The following is a 24,201-nucleotide window of genomic DNA, read 5'->3' on the forward strand; positions in this document are numbered from 1 at the left end:
AATCCCCTCAATGTCTTGATGTTTTGAAATGCGCCTCGAATTTCACCGCATCCTCGGGTGTGTCCACGCCGATGGTCGCGTCCTCAGTGACGTCGCAGGCGATGTCGTAGCCGTTTTCGAGGACGCGGAGTTGTTCGAGTTTTTCGAGTTGCTCGTAACGTCCGGGGGGCAGGCTCGCGAGGCGGTCAAGAAGGGCGGCCTTGTAGGCGTAGAGCCCGAGGTGACGGTAGCAGGGGTTGGCGCGCACCCAGGCGTCATCCACCTGCCCGGCAAGGTCGCGGCAGTAGGGAATCGGCGAACGGGAGAAATAGAGGGCGCGGTCTCCGGCCGGGGCGAAGACGACTTTGACCTGGTTGGGATTGGCAAAATCGGCGGCGGTCTTGAAAGGCGTGGCGAGAGTGGCCATTGCGGCGGGACCGGCGATGAGTTGGGCGAGCCGACGGATTTGCGCGCCGGTGACGAGGGGTTCGTCGGCCTGCACGTTGATGACGTGATCGGCGCGGACGGTGCGATTGGCTTCTGCGATCCGGTCGGTGCCGTTGGGATGCTGGCGACCGGTGCGAATGACGGAAAACCCGGCGTCCAGCAGAGGCGCGGCCAGCAAATCGTCGTCCACGGCAAAGTGGAGGGGGAGTTCGGGAGCCTGGGTGCGGATGCGTTCGGCGGTGTGGAGGATGAGGGGGCGTCCGCCGACGATATGCAGGAGTTTGCGGGGGAATCGGGTGGATTCCAGTCGGCAGGGGACGATGATGGCGGTGTCGGGCATGGAAAAAGCGCCAGCGTGGAGACTGGGTTTTTGAGTTGCAAGCCACCCTCTCGCCGGGAACCTTCTGCCTTCTGACCCATGGATAAAGCAGACACCGCCACGGCTGGCCAGCAACTGACTCGAGAGCTTGTTGTTCAAAACAAGATGGGCATCCATGCCCGCCCCGCTGCGATGATCGTGCGCATCACGAACAAATTTAAGGCGGACGTGCTGGTCGAAAAAGACGAGGAGCAGGTCAACGGCAAGTCCATCATGGGCTTGATGATGCTGGCTGCGGGCAAGGGCTCGAAAGTAAAGTTCCTCGCCACCGGCGGCGACGCCACGCAAATGCTCGACGAACTCGAACAGCTCTTCACGCGCAAGTTCGACGAAGCCTGAGCCAGCCATGCACCGGTAACGCAGCGGATTCCCGGGCATGCAAACGCCAGTCAACATCCAGATCATCGGCAACGAAGTCGCCATCGCGTGGGACGACGGCGTCGAAACATATTTCCACAGCGAGGATCTGCGCGCCGCCTCGTCCAGCGCCGAAAACGTGGGCGAACGCGACATCCTCGGTCAGCGCCATGGCGGCGACGAGCGCACGCGTTTCCCCGGCGTCACCGCCACCGGCTGGGAGCGCGTAGGCGGCTACGCCATCCGCTTCGATTTCAGCGACGGCCACCGCACCGGCATTTATTCCTACGACTACCTTCGCCAACTCGCCGCCCGCCTCGACAAATAAACCAGCCGCCATCCCCCCCCCCCCCCCCCCCCGCCTGCCATTCCATTCCTAACTCCTAATTTTTAATTCTTAATTCTTAATTTCCTTTATGTTCCCAGTCCGCACCACCACCGCCGAAGTCGAACTCGGTTCCACGCTCCAGATCAAATTTGGCTCCGACGGCCTCATCCCCTGCATTACGCAGGACATCGTCACGGGGCAGGTCTTGATGTTCGCCTTCATGAACGCCCAGTCGTTGGAACACACGCTCAAGACGAAGAAAGCCACCTACTGGAGCCGTTCGCGCAACAAGCTCTGGTGCAAGGGCGAGGAGTCGGGCAACGTGCAGTGGGTTAAGGAGCTTTACACCGACTGCGACCAGGACGTGATTCTCATCAAGGTGGAACAAAAGGGCGCGGCCAATGCGTCATGCCACAACGGATACAAGTCGTGCTTTTACCGCAAGCTCGCCGACCTCGACACCGCCGCCGAGGGCTCCAGCTTCAAGCTGGAATTTGTCTCCCAGCCCCTCTTCGACCCGGCCGTCGTTTACAAAAAGAAGGCCTGAAACCTTCGGACTTGAATGGGCGACGGACGTCCGGCTCCGTCGCCACCGGCAAGCTAGCCTGATGGCGCTGCCATCCGCAGCTTATCCTTTTTCGCCTTTACGTTTGGACGAACGGATTGTGATGCCCTGCCCGTGCGCCCGCACCCTGTATCCGCTTCAATCGTAAATCGGCCTCCGTCATGGAAGGCGCGCCGGCCGCCAGCAAATACTGCCCCTGTTGCAACAACAACGATCTCACTTCGTCGGTGTTCAGCGCCCGGGATGTCACTCCCTGCTTCACCGCCAGCGCCGCCGCGGTCCCGGCGCCTTGGCCCACTGCCATCGCCGTTGCCATCACACGGACCGAACCGAACGCATGGTGTGTCGCCGAAATACAACGACCTGCCACCAACAGATTATCCACGCCTTGAGGCAACAGACTGCGATAGGGGATTTCATACACCGCCCTGCCTGAGCCGGTAAATATCTGCGTTTTCCCATCCGGAGGATGAATGTCGATGGCGAACGTCCCGCACGCGATCCCGTCCGGGAATGCCCGGCTGCTCAACACATCCTCTTTTGCCATCGTATAATCGCCGACGATCCGCCGCGTCTCGCGCACGCCCACCTGCACTCCGGTATCGACAATGTAAGACGACGCGAATCCACCGACATGTTTGCGAAGGAAGCGATGAATCTGCCAAGCCTGCCGGCGTGTTGCAATTTCCGCCCGCGTCAGATCCTCCACCTGCGTCCCGTCGATGCCTTGCAGACGCGTGCAGTTCACCGCGATCTGTCCGTCATTGGGAAGTTGATACATCAGGATTCGCGGCGCCGCCTCCTCCGGATACTCACCCGCCTCCATCGCCCGTTTCACCAGATCGGACAGCCCGAGAAATGCCAGCGTCTCGTGCGAATCGATCTCCTCATCGCTCGGCGAATCTTTCAACAAGTCGCGGTTCGCTTTCATCCAGTGGCGGAGCGCATCGTAGTCCACTCCGCCGATCCGATAAAAAAGCGTCACCGGCTGTAACGCCCCATCACCCTCGCGCCCTTTGACGAACGGCGCGCCGATTCTCGCCACCACATCCGCGTCCGCCGAGCAATCGATCACAAACTTCGGGCGGATCGCCTGACGCCCGGACTTGTTTTCGACGATCACATGCCGCACCCGTCCACCTTCCGCCACTGCGTCCACAAACGCGCTGTGCAACAAAAGCTCCACCCCTGCCTCCTCCGCCATGTCGAACAACAACAACTTCATCCCCTCCGGGTCGAAGGGCGTCATCGATGCGTTGTCAAACGTCAGGTCAGTCACATGCCCGGGCGACGCGGTGAGCGACACCAACCGCTCCACCACTTCCCCCGAGATTCCCCGAATCACCTGCTCCCCGTGGATGTCGTGAAACGTGAACATCGGATTCACCATCGCCGCCGTCAGGTTTCCTCCGAGAAACCCGTAACGCTCCACCAACAGCACCTTCGCTCCATTGCGCGCCGCGGCCACCGCCGCGCCGATCCCCGCCGGACCCGCGCCAATGACGAGCACATCCGGCTCGTGCGTCACCGGCACTTGCCTCACCGGTTCGATGACAGTGCCCCGTGATTTTCCCGGTTCCGTTTTTTTCTGAATCGCGTTGTTCGCTTTCGAGTTATCCATGTCAGTTGCTCCGTTGAGGCTTCGTTGAAGTTCAGTTTTCTTTTTCGGTTCTTCGACGTTTTCGGTGGAGGGACTGGCTTCCGATATGGAGTGCGGCGATTCATCGCCGCTTTGGACGACGTGATTCATCACGTCGCCTCGCCTTACCCTCTTGCTACCATCTCCGTCTGGCAAAGGACGCACCGGGAAGCCGGAGAGCAGAAGGCGGGAGGCAGGAGGCGGGGCGTTAAAACGACCCGTCGAAAGCGGCGATGAATCGCCGCACTCCATGTCGGACCTCCGAAAACATCGAAGAACCTCTTTTTCGCAGCGGAGGAGTACCACCGACTTCGGAGAACAGGTCCACGAAGCAAGCGCCTCGCCAACGTCCTGCTCGACCGGCCGCACTCGCTCCGGATTTTCAAAGTCGTTGGCCGCCTGGGGATCTTCGTCGCCCAGCGTCCAGACGCGCCGGACGCGGTATCCGGCGGGCAACTTCAGCTCCACTTCCGCCGCATCCGAACGATGCCGGTTGATCAGACTCAACACGATCGCTCCGTCGTCCTGCAAAGCCGCCGCGGAATCCAGCAGCGGAGCCTTCGGCGTGTCACAACCTTTCAGATACGCGCTGCGGATCGGCGGCGTCTCGACCGACGGGCATTCCGCAACCGTTCTGAGAGACGTCCCGCGCATCCACTTGGTGTATTGGCGGAACACATGAAAGAGGGGCGTCCGCACCACCTGATCGGCGTTTACCAACAGAGGCGCGTGGCCGTTGACCAGAAACACGTAGTTCGCCATCGCCACCTTCGGGCAATGCCGCAGCATCACGTTCAGCGTCCCGGCAACGAATACCGCATCCTCCACGGTGCGGGGATCCTTCCGCAACAGGCCGTCGTGGGAAGCCCGGCTGCTCGTCGCGTAATGCCGGATATTCCACTCGTCGATTGCGATCCGCAGCTCCTTTTTCAGGCCTGACCGGCTCCGGGCTTCCTCGATTGCCGCCAGCATTTTTCGGATCTGAAAATCGAAATAGACCGGAGTGAAAACCACGGTCTCGTATTCATCCGCCGCGCCTTTTGTGGAAGTGGCGTACATGTGGAGCGTCAGGTAGTCGATCAGCTCACCCGCGCCTGCCAGCACTTCGCGGTCCCATTCCGGATCGTTCCCGGCGCTCGACCCCACCGCGAGGATCTTGATGGAAGGGTCGCGTTCCTTCATCGCAGACGCCCATTGCGCCAGCGTCTTCGCATACGTTGCGGCGTCCATGTGCCCGGTTTCCCCCGCGGCCCAGGTCTCGTTGCCAACGCCCCAATACGTCACTCCGTATGGCTCGGGATGTCCGTTTAAAACCCGCCGCCGGCCCTGCTCTGTATCCTTGCCAGCATTACAATACTCCAGCCAGCGCAACGCCTCATCAAGGGTGCCCGAGCCGAGATTCACATTGAGGTAAGGCTTGCAGCCTATCTGTTTCGACCAGTTGAGAAATTCGTCGGTCCCGAACTGATGGGACTCCTGCCCGCCCCAATGCTTGTTCGGCAACACCGGGCGTTTGTCCCGCGGGCCGATTCCGTTTTCCCAGTGATACACGTCCGCGAAGGAACCGCCCGGCCACCGCACCACCGGCACCTCCATGTCGTGCGCCGCCGCCACCACGTCCTTGCGCAAGCCCCGCTCGTCGGACAAGGGCGAACGGTCATCCCACACCGCGGGATAAATGCACTCCTCGGACTCCTTCACATGCTCAAAATACTGGCCGTAGATTTCCGGTTCGATTGCGCCGAATGCCTCGGCCACATCGACCGCCACGCTCGCACGGTAGGCGTTTTGCGAAAAAGGTCTTGCGACGATGGGTTTCATGGGACGCAGAGGCTACCCGATTTCGTCCCGGCGCGCCATGTCCCGGCGGCCCCGGTCCATGTCTCAAATCCCCATCGTCGGATCGGCGGAAAAACCTACACCATGCCCGATGCCCGCGCGCTCGTTCTCGCCTTCTCCCGATAACGCGACGGCGGCATCCCGTATTCCCGAGCGAAAGCCTTGCTGAAACAAAACGCATCGCTGAACCCCACCCGTTCCGCGACCACGTCGAGCGTGCTGTCCGTCAGCAACAGCAATTCGCAGGACTTTCGCAGGCGAAGCCGCGTCAACCGCTGACGAGGGCTGCACCCATAGTGTCGTTGGCAAAGCCGCCGTAAATGTTCCCTGCCGACATGGGCCTCCGCCACCAGCTTCGCCACTTCCCAATCCTCGTTCAGCCGCTGCGCGACCACCTCCCATAATTTTTCGATTCGCGGATCAATCGCCCGCCGGTTCGCCAGACTGGCCAATGAGGCCCGGAGCAAATCGCACCAGATGCCGACAAGCTGCGGAGAATTTCCTCGCGTCACCTCGGTGAACAAACCGCGGTTTGCCGCCTCCAGCGCATACGAAGCCGCGGGCATCAGCACGGGGCGCGCATCCTGAAAAAGCTCCGGATATTTTTCCGTCGTTTCGAATTTTGCCCACGCGTATTTCCATTCGCCGAAACGTCGGTCCACCCGATAGCCGTGCGCCACGCCAGGCGGCATAATGTAAACCGTTTCCCACCCCGCCTCCTGCCAGCTCTCGTTGCAAACCACCGAACCAGCGCCCGCAATCGTCGCGATCACCAACCCGAAAACCGGCTCGGGCCGGATGAAACACCAGTTGCCGCTGGCGTGCGTGATCCCCACCTCGATCAGACCCAACTCCTTCAACAGCGGACACCGGTCCCGACTCACTTCCAGTCGTTCAATCACATCGCAAAAACTCTCCGTCCTGATCAGTTGCATCCGGGCATTTCACTGTTTCCAGGAGTCTGATCGAATATTTTCGGAAGGGGCAAAATCCCTGCGCCACCCGGTAGTTTTTCGATAGAGAATTTTCGGTTTATTTTGTCTCACGCAGAGACACAGAGAACGCAGAGCCAGAAAAGGCAATATTTGTAACTTATTTATAATTAGTAATCTATGTTTTCCCTGCGGGTTCTTCGACGTTTTCAGTGGAAACTCGATAAGTTGATATAGCGGGAGTTGGCGCGGTAGCGCCCGTAGCGCAGGCATCTTGCCTGCCATCTAAATTGATTGCGCGAAGCGCGGTGGCATCGGTTTGTCACGTAGTTCGGTGCTTTATTGCCAATTCGAACCGTGCGACTCACGAATACGCAGAGGTAACGGTTCGGGCTAAAGCTCCGAACTACGTCAAGGCAAGCGGCGCTTCGCGCAGTAGTTTGGATTGCAGGCAAGATGCCTGCGCTACGGGCGCTGCCGCGCCAACTCTCGTCTATCCACTGAAAACGTCGAAGAACCTCTCTGCGCCTCTGCGTCTCTGCGTGATCTCTTAAGCCTTGCGACAAATTGAACGGCGAATGCTTCAAACGCAGCAAGTTCCATGCTGCGAGCCACCTGTATTACGCTCCGCATTTGCGTCCGGGAACGGACTCCCTAGCTTCGCTGCATGGTCGTTTCGCGTCTGTTTTCCATCGCCCTCCTCACCCTGTCCATTTTCGTGCTGGCTCCCCTCGACGCGCACGCTCAAGTCGTCGCCCGCCTCGTCGCCGCGGACACATCGATCCAACCGGGCCAACCCGTCACGGTCGCCCTCCGCTTGGAGCACAAAGAGCACTGGCATTCCTACTGGATCAACCCCGGCACCGGCTACCCCACCAGCATTGAATGGCAACTGCCCCCTGGCTGGACTGCGGGCGACATCCAATGGCCCACACCACAAGTCACCCGCACCACCAATGGCGAAATCACCGGCAACGGCTACGAAGGCGTCACTTACCTTCCCGTTATTCTCACTCCGCCCGCCAGTGGTATCCAGCCTGGCGATACCGCGATCCTCCGCGCCACGGCCAAATGGCTGATGTGTGCCGACGTTTGCATCCCCGGCAAAGCCGACCTGACGCTCACGCTCCCCATCCGCACCGAAGTCCCGACGACCAACGGTGATGAAGGCGCACGCATCAAAAACACCATCGCCGCCCTACCGCGTGAAATCCCCGGCTGGCATCTCTCCGCACAACGCACCGGCAACACGGTAAAGCTGCGCCTAACCAAATCCGAAACTCCGAACATGGCGCGGGCGTCCCGCCCGCCTCCCTTGCCTCTCCCGACCGACCTCTGGTTTTTCTCAAACGACGGTTTTATAGCTTACGACGCCCCCCAGAAAACCACCTCTCTCGCTCCCTCCCCCCCCCCCCCCCCTGCCGCCACTGCCGCTGCTACTGACACCATCGCTCAATCCGCGGAATGGATACTCACATTAACCGTGTCGGAGTATGCCGAACCCGGCACCGGCAAACGGCTCCGCGGCGTCCTGCGCTCCTCCGCAGGCTGGGATGTCAACCATGCCACCGCGCAGGGTCTTCTCGTCGATGTGCCAATCAAAAACGCATCCGCCGCCGGAGCCGTTGCCGTGGCAGCGCCGGGCGGTACAGTGGTGACGGCGGTGCCGACCTTTGGCGCGCAACTCGCGCTCGGCTTTGTCGGCGGACTCATCCTCAACCTCATGCCGTGCGTGTTTCCCGTGCTCGGCATCAAGATCCTCGGTTTCGTTAATCAGGCTGGTTCCAACCGTCGCAAAGTCGTCATGCACGGACTGGCGTTTACGGCGGGCGTGGTGACATCCTTCTGGGCTCTGGCGGCGCTGCTTGCCGTGCTGCGCTCCGGCGGCGGACAACTCGGCTGGGGCTTCCAGCTTCAATCGCCGGTGTTTGTGTTTTCGATGGCGGTGCTGCTGCTCGTGTTCGCGTTGAGTTTGAGCGGGGTGTTTGAGTTCGGCCTGTCGGCAACGGGCATGGGAACCGGGTTGCAGACAAGGGGAGGCGTTACCGGATCGTTTTTTACGGGCCTGCTGGCAACCATCGTGGCAACACCATGCGCCGCGCCCTTCCTCGCGCCCGCGCTGGGCGCGGCGCTGACGCTCCCCCCCCTGCCCTCTTTCCTTCTGTTCACCGCGATCGCGCTCGGCCTGGCCGCGCCATATTTGCTGCTCTCGATCTTTCCTGATGCCGTAAAACTGCTCCCGCGTCCGGGCGCGTGGATGGAAACGTTCAAGCAAGTGATGGCGTTCCCGCTCTACGCGACGGTCGGCGGACTCGTCTGGGTGCTGGCCGGGCAGGTGCAGGACCAGGCGCTGCTGCTGGTGATTTTCGGCCTCACCGTGGTGGCGCTGGCCGTGTGGTTTTACGGACGCTATGCGACCCCCGGCGCACCGTCCCGGCGTATCCGGACTGGCATTATCGGCGGACTCCTTTTGCTTGTCGCCGGCATCGCGCTCGGCTGGCCCCGCCCGGCGGTCCCGACGGACATCGTGTGGGAGCCGTGGAGCACGGAGCGTGTGGCCGAACTGCGCAAGGAGGGACGCCCCATCTACGTGGATTTCACCGCCCGCTGGTGCTTTACCTGCCAGACAAATAAAAAACTCGTTTTCAGTTCCGACGAAGTGAAACGCGTATTCCGCGACAAGAACATCGCCACGCTGCGCGCCGACTGGACGAACCAAGACCCGCGCATCACCGAGGAACTGGCCCGCTGGGGCCGAGCGATGGTGCCGTTCAATCTCGTGTATTTGCCCGGCCACGACACCCCGCAAATCCTCCCCGAACTGCTCACCCCCGACATCGTGCTGAAGGCCGTGCGCGGTGGAAAACAATAGTTTTCAAAAAAACATCCGGTCCGTTTTTAACCGCGTACCGAGTGAAATCAGAAATACCTCACGCGGAGACGCGGAGGCGCGGAGTTTTGTTGTTTCTTTTCTCCGCGTGCTCCGCGTGCCCGCGTGAGATGTTTACCTCCCCCCCCCCCCCCCCCCGAGGACATTGGTTTTATTCGCGATCATTCGCGACCATTCGCGGTTGGGTTTGGGTTTCTCCCTTTCAGCACGAACCGCCACGGTTTCGCGGCCCATTTGGGGCCGGCGTAGTCGATGCCGATTCGCGGTGTGGCCAGCACACTCGCATCAGGAACCTGAAATCCGTCGTCCTCCAACCATAGACCTGTATCGGGATTGGCAGGACGAGTGTTGAAACGCACGCGTTCAATACCCAGCGCACGCGTCAGGCGGCCCGGTCCCCAAAATCCCTCCACGCCGCGAATCAAAATCGCCGCCGGATAATCCACGGGGCCGGTCACCACGTTGAGCATTTCGTGCATCCCATAAACGAGGTAAACATACCAATTCCCCGCGTCGCCAAACATCACCTCGGTGCGCGCGGTGCGCCCCTTGCTGGCATGGCAGGCCCGGTCCTCGGGGCCGTCATAGGCTTCGGTTTCGATGATGCGCACGCGGCGCGGCGTTCCCGCCTCGCCCGCCGCGCCGGATGCCCCGGCGGCGACCACCAGTTGTTTGCCGAGCAGCCAGCGTGCCAGCCTTGGCGTGTCGAAACTTCTCAAATCTTGCGGCGTCAGGATGCGCGTCATCGTTTTCAGACCGCTGGTTCGGTGAATTTCTCGCGCAGCACAGCCACCTCCGCCGGACCGACGCCGAGGACGTTTTGCAGGAAACCGGCCAGCGTGCCGTGTGCGTTCGCAATGGAGTCGTGCAGCGATTGCAGGTATTCGGGACGGGCGGAGAGGAGGTCTCGTGTGACTTGCGGGTGGAGTTTTATACCATCGAGCAAACCGGGAACCGGTGCGTCGTCAGGGATGGCGGCGCGACAGGTGTTGGTTAGCAGATAGTCCGTGAGTATCGTTTCTTCGGATACGCCGAGCGCGCCAAGCAGCAACGCCGCGCCGATGCCGGTGCGGTCTTTTCCAATGGTGCAATGGAAAAGTGCAGCGTGGTCGTCGGGCAGCGCAAGCAGGCGCTCGAAAAACGGCCGGTAACGCACCGCCAGCGACCCCGTCGCAGCGTAAAAGCCGCACATGAAACGCACCCCGCTCTCCGCTTTGGCCAGCATGTGGGCCCAATCGTCGGGACTGTCGTGTCCGCCAGAGCAAAGCCCGTAACGAACCGCGCCGGCGGGCAGGCGGTCGGGAGCTTTGGCCGCTTCGGAGGATTCACGGAAATCGAGCACGGTGAACACGCGACGCGCGCCGAGCATGGCGATATCGGCCCCGGTCAGTTCGTGAATCGCCCCGGAGCGGTAGAGTCGCCCCCAACGCACGCGACGCGGTTCATCAGTGTCAGTGGCAGCGGCGACGGGGTAGCCGCCAAGGTCGCGGAAGTTGACTGCGCCCTGGAGCGACACGATGCGGCGCGGATCGGTGGCCGCCGTATCCGCGAGGGCGGACAAGCGGACGGACGTTGCGGAACAGGGTTCGGATGCAGACATATTGCCCGCCATTGCAAAGCAAAGGCGGGACGGTGTCGAAACCGGAGTTGCCACGCCGTCGCGGACAGTCGCGGCGAGTTCCTTTCGCTCCCGCCCATCCCCCCCCCCCCCCCCGGCTTGCCGCGACACATCCTGTTGCTTGCCACGTGCGCTGTTTTTGCGATTGTCACAGGCTTTCCGCATGAGCACCCCATTCAACCTTACCCGCCGCAAACTCCTCATCCTAGCTTGGGTCATGATCGCTGGCGCGGTGCTCGTGACGGCTGGCGTCACAGCTTATTACCAGATCGAAAATGCAGCGGGGCGACGTGTGTGGGCCGGGGTGAAGCAACTGGCGGCCAGCCGCGGCGAGCCCCTCTCACTGGCCCAAACCCTTCCCGCATCTGTGCAGCCGACGGAAAATTTCGGCGCGACACTCGTATTTGCCTCATCATTCGGACGGCAGGCGGGCGGCACTCTTGATAAAATCAACGGACGCCGTCCCGACGCCGATGCCGCCAAATGGCGCATGACCGCCCCCCCTCCCCCCCTCCCCTCCCCCATCTGCGAAATGTCCGAACCCGGCTTCGGCCTCTGGTGGCAGGGCGAGGCGGTGCCGCTGGATGAATGGCGCGCGTATCTGGGAACCCATGACGTGCTCGGATTCTTGAATACACACGCGACCGACATGGCCGAGATCGCCTCGGCGAGCCGCCTGCCCTATGCGAGATTCAATGTGGACTACGAACACAGCGTGCTCGCCGGGATGCCATATCTGCCCGCCATGCGCAGCCTGTCGCGACTCTTTGCCCTGCGCGCGGCGGCACAGATCGAGAAGGGCGACGGCACGGCGGCCCTTGCGGACGTGATCACAGTCTTCCGCCTCGTGCATGCGCTGCGCGACGAACCCTTCATCCTCACCCATCTGGCGGCCAACGCCAACGCCACCGTCGGCCTGCAAGTGATGCGCGAAGGGCTGGCGCGCGGCGTGTGGTCGGACGCCGAGCTGACAACGCTCGCAACGGAACTCGCGCAACTCAATTTGCTGGGCAACGCCATGCGCGGGCTGCGCGCCGAACTCGCCTTCAGCACCGAATTGATGGAACGCCTCGGCAACGATCCCGAAGCCACGCTGGCGCGCATGACCAACGGCGGCGGTTACGATGCACGATTCGTCCACTACGTGCCGGGCGGCTGGGTGTATCGCAACATGGCGTTGTCGGCCCGGATATTTCTTGACGGCGTATTCCCCTCCTACGACGCGGTGGCGCGGCGCGTGAATCTGCACCAACTCGCCCAAGTGGACCAGATGGTGCGCGGCATGGAACCAGGCCCCTACACGATTCTTGCCCGGATGTTTATGCCGGGGTTTTACAGGGCTATAACGAACTGCGCGGCGACGCAGACGCAGATTGAGATGGCGCAAGTCGCCTGCGGACTGGAGGTCTATCGCCGAGCCCATGGACGGTATCCAAAATCACTGGACAACATCGCCGGCTTTCCCGGTGTCCGCACCCTGCACGATCTGGTGACAGGCGAAGCTCCACGCTATCAACAACGGGCGGACGGACGGGCATTCGTCCTCTATACAACGGGAGCCGACCGGATCGACAATGGCGGCGTCGTGGCGCTCACCGAAGAGGGCAGCCTCAATCCGCACAAAGGCGACTGGGTGTGGCCGGCGCCGATGACGGTGGAGGGGACGAAAAAACTCAACGCCCAGCGCCGGGCTCTCGAACTTCAACGCTGGGCCCTCGCAACCGCGGCCCGATAAAAAGTGGCGCGGGCGTCCCGCCCGCAATTCTGCCACTCCGTTGGAATGCAGGCGGAACACCCGCGCCACCATGGAATGCGGTGATTTATCACCGCTTTGGACGGCGCGATTTATCGCGTCGCCTGACGACATGTTGGGCGGGCCGTTGAAACGGCCCGTCAAAGCGGCGATGAATCGCCGCACTCCACAAATCGCAAATGCGGGCGGGACGCCCGCGCCACGGGAACCTCGCTTGACGCATCGGGACAAATGACGCCTCTTCTTCCCCGTTCCTGACACACCACAAACCACACCATGTTTTTTGCGATCATCGACATCATCAAGGGAGCGGACCTGCTCATCTATCCGCTCGCGTTGTGCTCTCTCATTCTGGTGTTTATCCTCTTCGAACGCGGTTTCGCGCTGCGCCGCGCCGCGGTGCTGCCCGACGACTTGGTGGACGCCGTCGTTTCGGGCGAACCGGGGGGGGGGGGGCAGGATTCGGTGCTGGCCCGCGTCATCGCGTTTGCCGGACGCCACCCCAACGACCCCGACGCGGTCAAGGCGTTTGCCCGCCTCGAAGTCACGCGCATGGAACGCGGACTGCCCTATCTTGACGTGATCTACACGGGCGCGCCACTGCTCGGATTGACCGGCACGGTGTGGTCGCTGATTCGCGTGTTTTCCAGCATCTCGGGCGAGACGGGACTGCCCGATCCGGTAAAATTCACGAGCGGCGTTTCGCTCGCGCTGTCCGCCACCGTGCTCGGCCTTATCATCGCCATCCCCGCCCTCGTTGGAAGCGGCATCTACCAGCGCAAGGTGGACAAATTCGCCGCGCAACTCGACGTGTTGCTCGAACGTATCCTGGCCGGGCAGGCCCGGGCCGGCTCCGCCGGGAAATCCCAAATCCCAAGCGGCTAAATCCCAAAAAATGCAATCGTCGCTTCGCATCCGCCGCCGCCGCCGCCACGAGTTGAATCTCGTGCCGTTGATCGACGTGCTCGTCATGCTGGTTTTCTTCGCCTTTGTGACGATGCAATTTCGCAGCGCGGCCACGCTCAACATCACGCTGCCACGCGTGGACACGGCGGGCAAAAACGAGTTCAAGGGCAGTATCACGATTGGCATTACACCAGAAGGCGTGATGTCGTTCAACGGCGAGGTGATCGCACAGGATCAACTGGAAGCGCGCCTGAAGGATGCGCGCCAGCTCAGCAAGGACATCCCCGTCCTGATCCGCGCCGACGAGACCACGCCGCTCAAGACACTCGCCTTCGTCATGGACTCCTGCCGCAAAGCCGGTCTCAACCGCTTCAGCCTGCAAAGCCGCTGACGCACGGACGCGCCGACGATACTCACTTACAGGTGCGGTATTACCTAAGGAGGGCGGGTCTCCCGACCTATACGCGCTAACATGTTTCGTTTTTTTCTTCATTTTTTGATTCAAACCAGCCTTTTAAATCTAAAAATCGCTGTTTTCTGCTGAAATAATCTCAAGAAATGCGTGGCGATTGAAAAGATGTTAGCGCGTATAGGTCAGGAGACCCGCCCTCCGCCCTTGTTACAAATGCCGCAACACCCAGTCGGTTGCCGTGCCGGTGGCGGGCTGGCGGAGAAGCGTTCGAAGCTTTTCCGAATGATCGCGGGTGCGGATCAAACGTTCGGAATTTTCGAAACATTCGCCCAATTCGCCTGCCAGCGCCTCCGGACTCGCCGCACCTTGCAAGTATTCGGGATACATGGGCTCGCGCAGCAACAGGTTGGCGATGCCCAAATAGGGGATTTTTACGAGCATTCGTCCCAGCAGATAGGTCAACGGATTGGCCCGGTATGCGATGGCCCCGGGGATCGCCGCCAGCGCCACATGGAGCGACATCGTGCCGCTGCTCATCAGTACCGCCGACGCCGCCACCGTCACACCTTCCGCCATGCGGACCAGCCGCACACCGGACGGTGGTAGTGATTGCTCCAATACGGACCTGATCGCCTCGCTCGGGTACAGGACAACGGCCTCGCGTCCCGACTCGCGCGCGGCGGTGAACCCGGCCAGCAACACGGGGAATATTCGCGCCACCGCCTGTTTTCGGCTGCCCGGCAGGAGCAGCACGGGACCGTCGGGATCGTAGCGGACGGGCGGCTGATAATCGGTATCCAAAAACGGATGACCGACAAACTCGACGGGCAGCGCGGTGTCCTTGTAACACTCGACCTCGAACGGAAAAATCACGGCGAGCGCATCCAGGTGGCGCGCCATCTTGAAGCGACGTCCGCCCTTCCAGGCCCAGATTTGCGGCGAGATGTAGTAGAGGAGCCGGATGTCGCCGCCCCCCTTGATCGAGAGCTTGCGCTCGTGCAGCGCCGCCGCGAGCCGCAGGTTGAGGCCGGGATAATCGACAAAGAGGACGGCACGCGGACGATAAACGCCGATCCAGCGCAGGATTTCGTTAAACAGGGCTTTGAAGAAGGAGTAATTTTTCAAGACCTCCACGAGTCCGACGACGGAGGAGGTCGTCATGTCGTGTAGGAGTTGCGCGCCCGCCGCGTCGAGCCGGGGACCGCCGAGCGCAGCGATGTTCAGACCGGGTTCGCGACGGCGCAGATCGGCGACGATTCGGGCGGCGTGTTCGTCGCCGGAGTGCTCGCCCGCGATGATAAGCAGGTCAACGCGTCCACCCTCGGGCGGTGAAAGTCGGAAGGGAAGCTGGAGGCGTTGGTCAGACACGGTTTTTCGAAGAAGATTTTTAACCACTAATGCACACTAATGGACACTAATAATGAAGCCCGGGTGGATCGTGTCGAGGGGGGGGGGAGGGAGGCATTTGCGCCGAGCAACGATTACCTGCCTGCCCCCCATTAGTGTCCATTAGTGTGCATTAGTGGTTAAAAGATGATTTTGATTTATTTCGTGTTGGCGCGGATTTGGTCGCTGATGGCGATGGCGATTTCGAGGGCGGTTTTGCCGAGGCCGCCGCCGACTTTGGGCTGCCGGTGCGCGCGAACGGTTTCCACGAAGTCGGCAAGTTCGAACGCAAGCGGTTCTCCTTTTTCGATGGGGATGTCCTTGACGGGAACTTTGCTGAGGTCGCCGGGCTGGATGAAGCCCATCTTGAGCTTGATGCCGTAACCAAGCAGATCGCTCTTTTTGACGAGGTGCCCCTTCTGGTTCATGAAGTCGAGCGAGAGGTAGGCGTCCTCTTGAAAGACACGGATTTCGCGCACCTTTTTCATGCTGATGCGGCTGGTGCTGAGATTGGCGACGCAACCGTTTTCGAAAACAATGCGGGCGTTGGCGATGTCCTCGGTTTTGGAGAGGATGTTGACGCCCACGCTTTCGATGCGGGCGACGGGAGACTTCACCAGCGCGAGCACGATGCCGATGTCGTGGATCATGAGGTCGAGCGTGACGCCTACTTCGGTGCCGCGCGGCGTAAAGGGTGCGAGGCGTTCGGCGGTGATGTAGCGGGGATTTTTGATGTTTTTCTCCAGGAAACTCATCACCGGGTTGAAGTGTTCGATGTGACCGACTTGTACGATCACGCCCGCGGTTTGGGCGGCGGCGAGCACTTGCTCGGCTTCGGGGAGGGTGGCGGTAATGGGTTTTTCGATGAGGAGATGGCAGCCTTTGGCGAGCAGAGGGAGGGCGATCTCCGCGTGTTTGTCGGTGGGCACGACGATGGAAACGGCGTCGCAGGCGTCGCCGAGTTCGTCGAGCGTGGCGAAGCGGTGGCAGTTGTGGCGTTCGCAAATCTCTTTCGCACGGGCGTCATTGGCCTCGAAAATGCCGGCAAATTCGATGTCGGGCATGGCCGCATAAATGCGCGCGTGGTGCTGGCCGAGCGAGCCGGTGCCAACGACGCCGCAGCGGAGTTTGTCAGTTTTGGAGGAGCGGGAGGATCGGGAAAAGAGGCTCACGGTGGGAAGGAGAAAGGTCCGACGTTACCGATTCCTCCGGTCTGCGCCATGCTGAAAAAACAAGATGTATGCGAACGTCACAGGGACGCGGACGCTGCAAGCGGCGTGTCTACGGATTCGCTTTGGGCAGGATGAATTTTTCATGTGTGCCGTCAGACAAAATCCGGTGGTTGACCGAGGCTTCGAGGCGCACGTTGACGCGAGTATCGGGCTCCAAAAAATCGAGCCGAATGCCTTCGATCACGGCCACGGAACTCGCTTCGACTTTATACAATATCGTCAGCAACAGATGATGGATCGGCGCGGTGAATTGCCGACGGACTTTGGCCGACGACGAAGTGAGCACACGACGATTGGAATCGTTGGCGTCCCAATGAGTGGTGGCCTTGATTTCGAGCGGCATGCGCAACCCGTCCGCCAGTCGAGTGACAAGCCAGTCAGGATAACCGGCGCCGGGGCATTTTGTCATTTTGAAGTGTTGTAGTTTTTCCGCAATACGGGGCAGCACACCGCGTTCAATTTGGTTGCCCATGCTCTGGTTGGTGCTGTCCGCCTGTTCGAGCGGGTAACGAAAACCGATGAGCGCGCCTTCCGCCACGGCCTTTGCAACGTCGGCCTCGATTGCCGCCACCAGTTCACGAGGCCACGCCTCGATCATCACAGCCGGTTTGTTGCCCTCCCATTCCAGCAACGTCGCATAGTAGTCCCCAAGCGTGGCGGTTTTGTTTTGGGCGAAGACAAACGAACCGGATGCAGCCAGCAGGGAAAGGATGATCCAACGGGGGAGGATGGAGCGAACAAGATGCATGAGCCCTTGATGTCACTTCCATGAAGCGGACACGAGAACTACTTCCATTCTCTCTTCCAAATTTAAGAATTCACCTGATCTGAGCCGCTGGGAGTGGGAACTGGCGGCAACATATTCCCAGGCACGGCCACCGAATCAGATTCTTTTATTTCAATATTTGAACGACTTCTCGTTGTTTTCACCAGCGAAGCACAATATCCAACGACAATCGTAACCAAGTTGCCCAGAGGTCCGCTATAATAGATATGGAAGGGAAGCCGTCCAGACTCCGGAATAAAATCCATTTCGCCCAGCGAGCACCAACCGAGAAAGACACATGCCGCCACCAGACCGACGCAGGTGCCACGCAAATTGGCCCGCTTCGTGAATATCCCAAGAAGGAATACGCCTGGAACCGTGCCGATCAGGATGCCGCCAATCATGAGGACAAGATCGGCCAGCGTGGCCGCGCTCGACAGACCGACGAGCCATGCACCGCCTATCATGGCGGCGGCGATTATCCACGCGGCCAGCTTACCCACGCGTAAGTAATGCTGGTCATCCCGTCCGGTGGCAACCAATGGCGAATACAGGTCCCGCACCCATACCATCGACGATGCGTTGATGCAGGCGGCCACGGTGGACATACCGGCGGCAAGCGCACCCGAAATGACGATACCGGCAATACCGTTGGGCAGCGCTGTCATGATGAAATGCGGCAGAATTTCCTCCGCCTTCGCAGTTCCTTCGAGAATCGAAGTGGCAATCGAGGAAGGGAAACGCTCGTAGTAGGCATACAAGCCGGTGCCAACAAACTTGAATGCGACCCAAATTGGCAGAGCCCCAAAGCCAAGCACGAGAATCGAGCGCCGGGCTGCCTCATCCGATTTGGCGGCGCTCCAACGCTGGACGTTCCCTTGATCCAAATGACTTAGGATGACGCCGAAGAAACCGGTCGTAATCAAGGCAATGATTGATTTCTCGCTGAGGCTAAAACTCCACCGTGTGGGAATGAGTTCAGTCGAACCGGGAGCGGCATCCCAGAAAGAAAGTTTGTGATCTCGCACGGCCACGCTGACAATCTCACTCAAGCCTCTTGGTAAAGAAGAAATAATGACAGCCACGCAAATAATGGCGCCAAGAACAAGGATAGCAGTCTGCACGACATCCGTCCACACAACAGCATTGAAACCGCCTTTGGCCGCGTAAATTGCGGTCACAAGCCCCATGACAAGCAGACAGGTTCCGAAACCAAAGCCCGTGATCGACTGCATCAGGATGGCCAACAGATAGAGAATGGTGCTGGTCCGCACCAGTTGACCCAAAAGAAAGACAAGGGCGGCATAGACGGAGATGGAGCGCCCGAACCGGCTGTTGAGGTAACCGTAAGCGGATACGATGCCCCTTTTCCTGAAAAAAGGCATGATGTAAAAGGCTATTACCAAAGCCGCCAGAGGCAAGATGAGCTGGGGCACTACGCGCAACCAAGCGGTCTTGAACGTGTCGGCGGGACCTGCGATGAACGTAACCGAGCTAATAAGGGCACTGATCATGCTGATACCCAGCGCCCAGCCCGGAAATCCTCTTCCGCCCAGAAAGTAGTTGTCCTGACTGTTCTGACGGCGGCTGAAATAGAAGCCTAGCGCCACCATGCCGGTGAAATAGGCAAAAATAACCAATAGATTGAGGAGGCTGATGTGCATGGATGGCAACGGCGATGGAGGGTGTTATATCGACTGGCTGCCCCGGCTTCAGCGTTTGAGTCGGGATTTTCGTACAACAAGGCAGATGCCCACCGCGAATACGCTCAACAGAATGGCCGTGCTGCTGGTTTCGGGAATCGATGTGATTTCAAGGCTGTAATACTTGTTGGGACCGTTCGCCGTATTGGTGGAACTTCCAAAGCCAACCGAACCGGCGTTGCCTGCGGCGGCGTTGAGGGTCGCATTGGACTGCCAGCCGGTGGATATCAGGAGATCGTTAGCCGAATTATAAATGCTCAGCGCAAAGGAGGCCGTACCGCTGGCATCGTTCTTTTGCTCGAAAATCGCCTTGTATTCGGTGCCTGCGGCCAGCGTGTGCCCGCTGTTCACGGTGACTCCAGATGAATTAATACCTGTATTGTAAACTGCATTTCCAGAGGAAACGTTCGCCACCACATCAAGCAAAATCTGCCCGCCGGTCGTTGAATTTGTCGTGACGTCAAAACCCCATCCAAGCTGGATGCGGACATTGTTGATATTGCCATGTCCGAGATAAACTCGGGCATAGACACCGAGGTTTGTCTCGGAATTCACCCGGCTGACAATCGTGGTCGCCGGCGTGGTGCCCAAAACGCTGTGTGAAAAAGTCAGCGAAAGCGTTTCTTCCAAAAACGAGTTATTCGTGTAGCCGTTGCCGGAAGGCGTTGTCGTGTAGAGAGCATAGCCAAACCAGTTCGTGCCTTGCTGCCCCTGCACGTAACCACCGGAGTTCCATGTCAGATGGGTGTTGGATGTCATCACCTTGTAATTGCCGGTGAATGCGGATTCGGCGGAAAAATCCGTGGCGATGATCGCGGCGGAGAGATGGGGGGCTGCGAAGCCCATGATGATGGCAGGAAAAAGCGCCGTCTCAGTTATTATTTTCATGGAATTTATGGATGTGTGTTTCGGGTTTCGGACTGTCCGGCAGGCATGGCCTGCTTGCGGACTTCTCGCCAGACGGAGCCTTTGTAGTCGGCCCATTCCAGGGAAGATGTTTCCCACCACATAAGCTCGGCGGCCCGCGCCTCCCTTGCGTATCGGGAAATCGAATTTACCGCGGAGGCATCGATACGATAGCCATGCACGGCGGCCGTCACGGGAAAGCCGGGGGGAAGCTCTCTGCGGCGGGCGGTGATGAGGGTTCGCACGGATTCAAGCGGGCGTGGCTGGCCGCCAAATGGGGAGACGAAGGGGCGTCCGTCCGTGCTGTTGTCCACAAGAAAAGCTATCTCGTCGCAAAGTCCCTCACGCGCCCATGCCTGCCAGTCCACGAGATCTCCGCGCCGAGAATCGACCGCCGCCCCGGAAAAGACGAGAACCGTGATGCGCGTCCCCGGAATCGCATTTCGAAGCTCGCGCATAAACCGGGTCGTTTGCGCGGACCGGAAATCGATCCAGTCCGGGTCGCTGTTGCTCTTGGCGGACGGGCGGCGTCCGAATCTTTTTTCAAATTCTCCGAGAAGGTTGGAATCGTATCCGAAAATGCTGACTCCAGCGGCATCCCGGACGGGAACATGTGTGCGCTCCTGGCGCTCAAGCCACGGGTCCATCAATCCGCGCCTCACAAAATCGACAAGGATGCCATCGGGCTTGGCCTCGGCAACCGCGGCCTGGACAAGAGCCACTTTGTATTTTCTCACATCGGGCCAGCCGAGTGAAAGCCGCCCCGTCCATTCGCGCTGCGACACGTCGATCTCTCGAAATTGGGGATTTCTCCGGGCAAACAAAGTCAGGGGACCGGTGCCGTAGTGGTTTTCCTCCATCAAGGAAAACCAGAGAACACTTTGCAACCCGCGGGAACGGGTGGCATCCACGGCCAGCTTCAAGAAGTTAACTTTGTCGAGGGGCGGCTGCGCATAGTCCTCCCGGCGGATGACGTCGCCCTCCTGCGTGGATACAACCAGATCGGACGAGGCCCGCCAGTGGCGTCTCCAATCATCTCTCCATGAGCCGTCTGTCGGACCATAATCCGCCATGAACTGCCAGGGTTCATCAGGGTAAAGATCGCGGGGAGCCTTGATGCCTTTGTTCAGAAAAACTTTGTCGAGTTCGAGCTTCGCTCCATCTCCCTCCAAAACAAATCCCGCCGATAACCGCGAACCTTGCCCTGCCGGGGTGAAGCGTCCGGCGAATGGGAACTTGCGGACGCTTCCCTCGTCATGGTTAACCACCAACACGGCGTTCGAGGAGGGCGTCACCAGAATGCGAAAAAACGCATAGGCAGCCCCCGATTCATCAGGCGACACGAGCGGAACGCGGACGCCCCCAGATCGTTCGTCATTAAAAAACCACCACACCTTGCCTCCCGCTGCCGCGTTCGGAACCCGGCAGCGAAACTCAATCGTAAACGGCTCGTTTCCCGATGGCAGCACGCCGGGCAGCGACTCGACAACCCCTCCCCCCCCTCCGCTCGCACCGTCAGCGGCGCCCGCAGTGCCTCCGCGCCGGAAAGTAACCTGAAAAGGCGCGGGCGCGGGCTTGCGATACACACGCTTGTAGGCGGGCCAATCGTAGTGATATTGCGACATCATGGAGATGTCGGAACGCCCCACACCCTGCGAATCGGTCCTGAGAGGCGCAAAACTGCACGAGCCGTTCAACACCCGCCAGTAAAGACGATTCATCCCGCCGAATTTCGCGCGATCGACGATGTATTCGACACCGTTGCCTCCCCAAAACCAACGCTCATCCTTGTAGTCCTGCCTGAATACATGCATCCAGTCCGAATACGTGACGACCCCGGAGCTTGCCATTGGCGTGCCGGCGAACCGTCCCGATGCGTTCATTTCCCCGCCCCCCGCGCGCAGGACGAACATGAAACCGAGGACGATGGCTGTGATGTATTCCCTCATTTTGGGCGTCTTGGACAGATTGAATGTATTTAACTTAAAGATACCGAATATTTTGCGAGCACGGAACCGACGGCGGAAAACAAGGCGAATTGGCATGATTATTGATCCAATTTAAAAATATCCTCACGCACGCCACCGGGCATGATATCGGCGCGCTGGACGACTTCGACATGTCCGTCCATAAAAAGGACACCCACTTTCGCACCCGAACGCCATTCGCTGGGGATGGCCTCAAGCGAGGCGGAATCCGAGGCATCGACCCAGTTTGTGTTCTTTTTGGAGACCTGATAATTGACAGCGTAGAGCGTGCGGGCGGGCGCGGTGATTTCGCTGATGTTGGCCTTGCGGTAATCCCCGGCGCTACCGAGTAGCGTCTTGCGATTGATCGCATAACTACGGCGGTGAACGGGAAGAAAAACCGCGACATTCACGCCTCCCTTGTCCGGATCGAGCGGGCTGATGAACGCAGGCCCTTCCACATCATTGTTCAAGGGATAGTTCAGGTAGGGGCGAAGAAGTTGAAAAAACCAGAGTTCGTTGGTCGGCGGAAAATGCCCCGGTGCGACAGCTCCGCGGTTCTCTTCCATGTGAAGAGCATTGGCCGTTCCGATCGTTTTCAGATTGGCAATGTCCCTGCTGGAATGCGCCTGCTGGCGCGCTCTGGAGATGCCAACGAATGAAAGAGCCGCAAGAATGCCGATAATGGCAATGACCGTCAAAAGCTCGATAAGAGTGAACCCGGCTTCCCTCCGCTGACTGGTACGATGGCGAATGACCGTTTCAGACGTGTTTTCAAAAGCTAAAATCAAAGGAGTTTTCATGGTTTGAGTCGGGATAGCAGAGATTGGTTCTCCACAGGGCATTCGTAATTGATACGCAAAGGTCGCATATTGGAGCGAGTTCCTTCAACCATCCCAAACTGGTCTTTTACAAAGACCAGTCTTAAAACCTATTCATGAGTATCCATCTTTCCTCCCGAAGCCGGTCCCAAGCTGGCGTGGGTCTGGAACTCGGGGAAAACGCGGATCGCTTTTTGCGCGAAATTGCCAACGGACAGACAGCCGAGGACAAGTTTGAAGACCAGACGGGCGAACTTCGCCGGAGAACGATAATAGCGTGTCGGCACAGGGTTCACGAAGTCCAGCGCCGGGTCGTCGTCACGGCTGATGATGGAAATGTCGTCAGGGATGCGCAGGCCTTTGCCGAGCAAATAGGTGATCACGGCCACGGTTTGCAGCCCGCGCACAGAAAGGATCGCCGTGGGGCGCGGCGTGAGCGCCAGCAACTGGTCCACGCTGCGACGGATCCCGACGGGAGTGTCGTCGTGCTTCACCACATCGACCTGCACGCCTTCGCCCGCTCCGGCACGAAAACCAGCCTCGACCATCGTGTTGCCTGCCAGACCGAGTCGCGAAAAAATCAGGGCGATGCGCCGGTGTCCAAAGCGTTTCATGGTGATGGCGGCGTGGCGCCCGGTGGCAAAGTGGTCGAGGTCGATCGAGATGCTGGCGTCGGGATGAAATGCGGAGCCAAACACGATGTGCGCCACTCCCTTGGCGAGAAACCACTCCTGCATCGATTGCGTGGAAAGCCAGAGCAACCAGACGCTCGCCTCGACCTCCGAGACGAGGCGCGCAAGCGTACCAGTGGCATCGGTTTCGTAGCAGGCGGGGCGCACTTCGATGGAAAGCGTCATGCCGCGCCGGGTGAGGAGTTCGCGCAGGCTCTCAAGTTGGAAAACAATAAACGGGTCCATGTTTTCCAGCGAGCGCGGGGATAGCACGACGATGGTTTTGCCGAGAGGTTTTGCCTGTCCACGACCCGGTTTTCCGATGATCGCGCGGCGGCAGCCGTGGGCAGTGCGCAGCCAGCCTTGTTTTTCGAGTTCAGCCAGGGCCGGACGCAACGAGGTCCGGCTGACTTGCAGCATCTCGGCAAGTTTACGCTCGCCGGGAAGGTAGTTCGTCCAGCGTCCTTGCTGGAGTTCGGCGACGATTCGGCGTGCTACTTCGGAAGGGAGCCGGGGGCGTTCAATGGCAAGGGCGGGCGCGATGGACGCCAGAGCGGATGTCGGGGTGGTGGCCGTGGTGCGTGAGGTGCGTGAGGGACGAAGACGGGGCATGACACCGCACTGGTCTTGTTTCGGAACCAGTGCGTCAAGGTTGTTTTACACGGAGCGGCGTCAAGGGCCGCCCAAGGCACGTTCCCCGGCGCG

At 59.9% G+C, this 24,201-nt stretch carries 20 protein-coding genes; 7 read left to right on the forward strand and 13 right to left on the reverse strand.

Translation table 11 applies throughout. The annotated features are described in order from the left end of the window. Positions 1-7: 7 nt before the first annotated feature. On the reverse strand, positions 8-766 hold the full coding sequence (gene kdsB / locus OBACDRAFT_RS06770; protein WP_043584006.1) for a 3-deoxy-manno-octulosonate cytidylyltransferase: 759 nt from the start codon (positions 764-766) through the stop codon (positions 8-10). Positions 767-844: 78 nt separating this feature from the next. On the opposite strand from kdsB, the gene OBACDRAFT_RS06775 reads away from it, so the two are divergent. From OBACDRAFT_RS06775 to hisI, 3 genes are all read left to right on the forward strand, one after another. Then, positions 845-1,144, forward strand: a complete 300-nt coding sequence (locus tag OBACDRAFT_RS06775) for an HPr family phosphocarrier protein (RefSeq protein WP_043584009.1) — start codon at positions 845-847, stop codon at positions 1,142-1,144. Between the two features lie 37 nt (positions 1,145-1,181). After that, the gene (locus OBACDRAFT_RS06780) at positions 1,182-1,490 is read left to right on the forward strand and encodes a DUF971 domain-containing protein (RefSeq protein WP_043584011.1); all 309 of its coding nucleotides are present in this window, start codon (positions 1,182-1,184) and stop codon (positions 1,488-1,490) included. A gap of 88 nt (positions 1,491-1,578) precedes the next feature. Further along, on the forward strand, positions 1,579-2,037 hold the full coding sequence (gene hisI / locus OBACDRAFT_RS06785; RefSeq protein WP_043584012.1) for a phosphoribosyl-AMP cyclohydrolase: 459 nt from the start codon (positions 1,579-1,581) through the stop codon (positions 2,035-2,037). Between the two features lie 97 nt (positions 2,038-2,134). Here hisI and OBACDRAFT_RS29490 read toward each other — a convergent pair whose 3' ends face one another. Both OBACDRAFT_RS29490 and OBACDRAFT_RS06800 read right to left on the reverse strand, forming a co-directional pair. Further along, the gene (locus OBACDRAFT_RS29490; protein ID WP_232766755.1) at positions 2,135-5,515 is read right to left on the reverse strand and encodes an FAD-dependent oxidoreductase; all 3,381 of its coding nucleotides are present in this window, start codon (positions 5,513-5,515) and stop codon (positions 2,135-2,137) included. A 95-nt stretch (positions 5,516-5,610) separates the two neighbouring features. Next, on the reverse strand, positions 5,611-6,435 hold the full coding sequence (locus OBACDRAFT_RS06800; protein WP_232766757.1) for an AraC family transcriptional regulator: 825 nt from the start codon (positions 6,433-6,435) through the stop codon (positions 5,611-5,613). A gap of 697 nt (positions 6,436-7,132) precedes the next feature. Between OBACDRAFT_RS06800 and OBACDRAFT_RS06805 the strand changes: the two genes are divergently transcribed. Continuing rightward, positions 7,133-9,337 (forward strand): protein-disulfide reductase DsbD family protein, encoded by a 2,205-nt coding sequence (locus tag OBACDRAFT_RS06805; RefSeq protein WP_081721861.1) that lies wholly within the window; start codon positions 7,133-7,135, stop codon positions 9,335-9,337. A 179-nt stretch (positions 9,338-9,516) separates the two neighbouring features. Here the strand turns inward: OBACDRAFT_RS06805 and OBACDRAFT_RS06810 are convergent, their stop codons facing one another. Continuing rightward, positions 9,517-10,101 carry a DNA-3-methyladenine glycosylase gene (locus OBACDRAFT_RS06810; protein WP_043584017.1) on the reverse strand — a complete coding sequence of 195 codons (585 nt, stop codon included), beginning with the start codon at positions 10,099-10,101 and terminating at the stop codon, positions 9,517-9,519. A 5-nt stretch (positions 10,102-10,106) separates the two neighbouring features. Beyond that, positions 10,107-11,138 (reverse strand): tyrosine-protein phosphatase, encoded by a 1,032-nt coding sequence (locus tag OBACDRAFT_RS06815; RefSeq protein WP_232766759.1) that lies wholly within the window; start codon positions 11,136-11,138, stop codon positions 10,107-10,109. Between OBACDRAFT_RS06815 and OBACDRAFT_RS06820 the strand changes: the two genes are divergently transcribed. The 3 genes from OBACDRAFT_RS06820 (at position 11,137) to OBACDRAFT_RS06830 (ending at position 14,023) form a co-directional block, all read left to right on the forward strand. Continuing rightward, on the forward strand, positions 11,137-12,708 hold the full coding sequence (locus OBACDRAFT_RS06820) for a hypothetical protein (protein ID WP_052361367.1): 1,572 nt from the start codon (positions 11,137-11,139) through the stop codon (positions 12,706-12,708). The genes OBACDRAFT_RS06815 and OBACDRAFT_RS06820 overlap by 2 nt on opposite strands. Before the next feature lie 294 nt (positions 12,709-13,002). Next, complete coding sequence (locus tag OBACDRAFT_RS06825) at positions 13,003-13,611, forward strand: MotA/TolQ/ExbB proton channel family protein (RefSeq protein ID WP_043584021.1); 609 nt, start codon at positions 13,003-13,005, stop codon at positions 13,609-13,611. A 10-nt stretch (positions 13,612-13,621) separates the two neighbouring features. After that, positions 13,622-14,023, forward strand: a complete 402-nt coding sequence (locus OBACDRAFT_RS06830; RefSeq protein ID WP_043584023.1) for an ExbD/TolR family protein — start codon at positions 13,622-13,624, stop codon at positions 14,021-14,023. 228 nt (positions 14,024-14,251) lie between these two features. Here the strand turns inward: OBACDRAFT_RS06830 and lpxB are convergent, their stop codons facing one another. From lpxB to OBACDRAFT_RS06870, 8 genes are all read right to left on the reverse strand, one after another. Beyond that, positions 14,252-15,412 carry a lipid-A-disaccharide synthase gene (lpxB, locus tag OBACDRAFT_RS06835; RefSeq protein WP_043584025.1) on the reverse strand — a complete coding sequence of 387 codons (1,161 nt, stop codon included), beginning with the start codon at positions 15,410-15,412 and terminating at the stop codon, positions 14,252-14,254. Positions 15,413-15,588: 176 nt separating this feature from the next. Beyond that, positions 15,589-16,602, reverse strand: a complete 1,014-nt coding sequence (locus tag OBACDRAFT_RS06840) for a Gfo/Idh/MocA family protein (RefSeq protein WP_043584027.1) — start codon at positions 16,600-16,602, stop codon at positions 15,589-15,591. A gap of 109 nt (positions 16,603-16,711) precedes the next feature. After that, a complete protein-coding gene (locus OBACDRAFT_RS06845; RefSeq protein WP_043584029.1) occupies positions 16,712-17,410 on the reverse strand; it encodes a hypothetical protein in 699 nt (232 codons plus the stop codon). Between the two features lie 62 nt (positions 17,411-17,472). Then, the gene (locus tag OBACDRAFT_RS06850; RefSeq protein WP_052361368.1) at positions 17,473-19,092 is read right to left on the reverse strand and encodes a sodium:solute symporter family transporter; all 1,620 of its coding nucleotides are present in this window, start codon (positions 19,090-19,092) and stop codon (positions 17,473-17,475) included. Positions 19,093-19,140: 48 nt separating this feature from the next. After that, on the reverse strand, positions 19,141-20,019 hold the full coding sequence (locus OBACDRAFT_RS06855; protein ID WP_043584031.1) for a hypothetical protein: 879 nt from the start codon (positions 20,017-20,019) through the stop codon (positions 19,141-19,143). A gap of 5 nt (positions 20,020-20,024) precedes the next feature. Beyond that, positions 20,025-21,986: a family 10 glycosylhydrolase gene (locus OBACDRAFT_RS06860; RefSeq protein ID WP_157836943.1), complete on the reverse strand. Its 1,962-nt coding sequence runs from the start codon at positions 21,984-21,986 to the stop codon at positions 20,025-20,027. 98 nt (positions 21,987-22,084) lie between these two features. Beyond that, on the reverse strand, positions 22,085-22,807 hold the full coding sequence (locus tag OBACDRAFT_RS06865) for a type II secretion system protein (protein WP_043584035.1): 723 nt from the start codon (positions 22,805-22,807) through the stop codon (positions 22,085-22,087). Positions 22,808-22,935: 128 nt separating this feature from the next. Continuing rightward, on the reverse strand, positions 22,936-24,108 hold the full coding sequence (locus OBACDRAFT_RS06870) for a substrate-binding domain-containing protein (RefSeq protein WP_043584037.1): 1,173 nt from the start codon (positions 24,106-24,108) through the stop codon (positions 22,936-22,938). Between the last annotated feature and the right edge of the window lie 93 nt (positions 24,109-24,201).

Origin of the sequence: Geminisphaera colitermitum TAV2, from assembly GCF_000171235.2 — a bacterium.
GTDB classification, from domain to species: Bacteria; Verrucomicrobiota; Verrucomicrobiia; order Opitutales; family Opitutaceae; genus Geminisphaera; species Geminisphaera colitermitum.

Excerpts from the sequence above, each read along its gene's own strand:
- OBACDRAFT_RS06805 (WP_081721861.1), top strand. The coding sequence starts at position 7,133 with ATGGTCGTTTCGCGTCTGTTTTCCATCGCCCTCCTCACCCTGTCCATT.
- hisI (WP_043584012.1), top strand. The coding sequence starts at position 1,579 with ATGTTCCCAGTCCGCACCACCACCGCCGAAGTCGAACTCGGTTCCACG.
- OBACDRAFT_RS06820 (WP_052361367.1), top strand. The coding sequence starts at position 11,137 with ATGAGCACCCCATTCAACCTTACCCGCCGCAAACTCCTCATCCTAGCT.
- kdsB (WP_043584006.1), bottom strand. The coding sequence starts at position 766 with ATGCCCGACACCGCCATCATCGTCCCCTGCCGACTGGAATCCACCCGA.
- OBACDRAFT_RS06780 (WP_043584011.1), top strand. The coding sequence starts at position 1,182 with ATGCAAACGCCAGTCAACATCCAGATCATCGGCAACGAAGTCGCCATC.
- OBACDRAFT_RS29490 (WP_232766755.1), bottom strand. The coding sequence starts at position 5,515 with ATGAAACCCATCGTCGCAAGACCTTTTTCGCAAAACGCCTACCGTGCG.
- OBACDRAFT_RS06830 (WP_043584023.1), top strand. The coding sequence starts at position 13,622 with ATGCAATCGTCGCTTCGCATCCGCCGCCGCCGCCGCCACGAGTTGAAT.
- OBACDRAFT_RS06870 (WP_043584037.1), bottom strand. The coding sequence starts at position 24,108 with ATGCCCCGTCTTCGTCCCTCACGCACCTCACGCACCACGGCCACCACC.
- OBACDRAFT_RS06850 (WP_052361368.1), bottom strand. The coding sequence starts at position 19,092 with ATGCACATCAGCCTCCTCAATCTATTGGTTATTTTTGCCTATTTCACC.
- OBACDRAFT_RS06810 (WP_043584017.1), bottom strand. The coding sequence starts at position 10,101 with ATGACGCGCATCCTGACGCCGCAAGATTTGAGAAGTTTCGACACGCCA.
- OBACDRAFT_RS06775 (WP_043584009.1), top strand. The coding sequence starts at position 845 with ATGGATAAAGCAGACACCGCCACGGCTGGCCAGCAACTGACTCGAGAG.
- OBACDRAFT_RS06860 (WP_157836943.1), bottom strand. The coding sequence starts at position 21,986 with ATGAGGGAATACATCACAGCCATCGTCCTCGGTTTCATGTTCGTCCTG.
- OBACDRAFT_RS06825 (WP_043584021.1), top strand. The coding sequence starts at position 13,003 with ATGTTTTTTGCGATCATCGACATCATCAAGGGAGCGGACCTGCTCATC.
- OBACDRAFT_RS06855 (WP_043584031.1), bottom strand. The coding sequence starts at position 20,019 with ATGAAAATAATAACTGAGACGGCGCTTTTTCCTGCCATCATCATGGGC.
- OBACDRAFT_RS06845 (WP_043584029.1), bottom strand. The coding sequence starts at position 17,410 with ATGCATCTTGTTCGCTCCATCCTCCCCCGTTGGATCATCCTTTCCCTG.
- OBACDRAFT_RS06815 (WP_232766759.1), bottom strand. The coding sequence starts at position 11,138 with ATGCGGAAAGCCTGTGACAATCGCAAAAACAGCGCACGTGGCAAGCAA.
- OBACDRAFT_RS06865 (WP_043584035.1), bottom strand. The coding sequence starts at position 22,807 with ATGAAAACTCCTTTGATTTTAGCTTTTGAAAACACGTCTGAAACGGTC.